The organism is Mycolicibacterium palauense, from assembly GCF_002592005.1.
GTDB classification, from domain to species: Bacteria; Actinomycetota; Actinomycetes; order Mycobacteriales; family Mycobacteriaceae; genus Mycobacterium; species Mycobacterium palauense.
Map to the genome: position 1 here is coordinate 1 of NZ_NVQF01000187.1, position 1,763 is coordinate 1,763.

A 1,763-nucleotide genomic window follows, 5' to 3' on the forward strand; every position below is an offset into this window, starting at 1 on the left:
ACCTGAGTTAGGACATTTTGCTTAGTGCCCCGGTTCGGGGATGTTGAGGCTGGCCAGGATTGTGCGTTGGGCCTCGGGGACCTCGGGTGGGAAGGTCTCGGTGGTCCCGTTGATCGCGATGGTCGCCGAGCGCAGCGGCCGCAGCTGCTTGACCACTTTGGCGATCGCCAGGCCGGTACGTTCCTGGATGCTGTGAGCCACGGCCAGGGCGGTGACCACGATCGTGAGGTGAGCCTCGATGGCGTCGCGGGTGCGGTGGAACATGGGCCGGGCACGAAGGTCACTCTTGGACATCCGAAAGGAGCGTTCGACCCGCCATAACTCGTGGTAGTGGGCGATCACCTCTCCCGCGGGCATGACCGTGGTCGAGACGTTGGTGACGTAACCCTTGAGGCCGACCAGCGATTGCGCGCGAGCCAGGGCGGCCTCGTCGAGGACGCGGTCTCCGGCAGCGGTCTTGACGAATCGCGTGGACTTGGCGACACGGTCACCGTTGACCACCGCCCGGGCACGAGATTCCTGAGCGTAGAGCGTCTTCTGGTCGCGTCGGGCCCGTTTGGCCGAGTACGCCCAGACCGCCCGCCAAGCGTTGGTGTGTTCGTCGGGATCCCAGACCGGTTCAGCACGCTTGCTGGTGTCGTTGACCGTGCTGTTGGCGTGCCGAGGCGTGACGGTGTCGATGATCTGCCCGTCGGTGAACACGTCACCGTGCCAATGGAAATGCGACTCCAGATCGCCGGGCGCTTTGGTCATCCGCGAGCCGACGATGAACCCCAACCCGGCGTCATCCAACGCGGCCAGGTTGGTGGCCGAGAGCATGCCGGCATCAGCGGCGATCACCATCGGGGTATCGCCGAGATCGTGACGGGCCGCGAAGGAGGTGATGACCGGTATCAGTGTCGTCGTTTCGGCGGTGTTGCCCTCGAAACAGGCAACCTCCAAGGGGAATCCGCTGCGGTCGACCAACAGCCCGACCACGATCTGGGGATCGATGCGACGTTCCTTGGAATAGCCGACCTTGCGCAGATCGTCTTCGCTCTCGGCCTCGAAATACAAGGTGGTGACGTCATAGAGCAGAAGGCTCAGCCCGCCTCGGTCAGTGGCGTGGGTGAAGCACTTGGCCGCGATCTGTTCCCGGTAGTTGTTGGTGTTGATCTTGCCGAGGTGACGTTGAATTGTCCTGTACGACACCGTGTGTGCACCCAGGTCCGCCAATACCCGGGCGGCGTCGGCCTTGCTGGTGGGCTCGACGATCCGGGCGATCACCAAATCCCGGAACACCGCGTCCTCGACCGTGTCGAACCCCAGCCACTCATACACCGCGCCGAGCACGTCATAGAGCAACCGCGAATGTGTGGCCGCGGTACGCCCCGCCGGCACCGGAGCACCCTTGGGCACACCTCGCGACAAGGACAAGGTGCCGGTTCGCCAGTCGGCGACGCCGTCGATGGACTGGGTCCGAGCAGCCACCTCGATATCGAGAACACCTTGATCCTCGGCCGCGAGTCGGCGGGCCTGCTCAAGCAGGATCCCCAGCTGAGCATCGGTGTGCGCCGACCCGACATGCGCCAGGATCGTGCGCTGACCTCGATGTTTACGCACGACCTGCACTGCCACCGCGCCCGAGGCCGTGCGCACCTTCCGCACGTACGCCACCGCCCGAAACTACCCGCTTAGTGCCCCATACGGGGCACTAAGCCCGATGAACCCGCAGGTCAACGAGTCGGCAGTCCGAAAATCGGCCGACCATGTCCTAAGTCAGG

At 64.4% G+C, this 1,763-nt stretch carries 1 protein-coding gene; it reads right to left on the reverse strand.

What is annotated here, in order from left to right; translation table 11 throughout:
• Positions 1 to 21: 21 nt before the first annotated feature.
• Complete coding sequence (locus CSR00_RS29760) at positions 22 to 1,656, reverse strand: IS1634 family transposase (protein WP_099025935.1); 1,635 nt, start codon at positions 1,654 to 1,656, stop codon at positions 22 to 24.
• Positions 1,657 to 1,763: the final 107 nt, after the last annotated feature.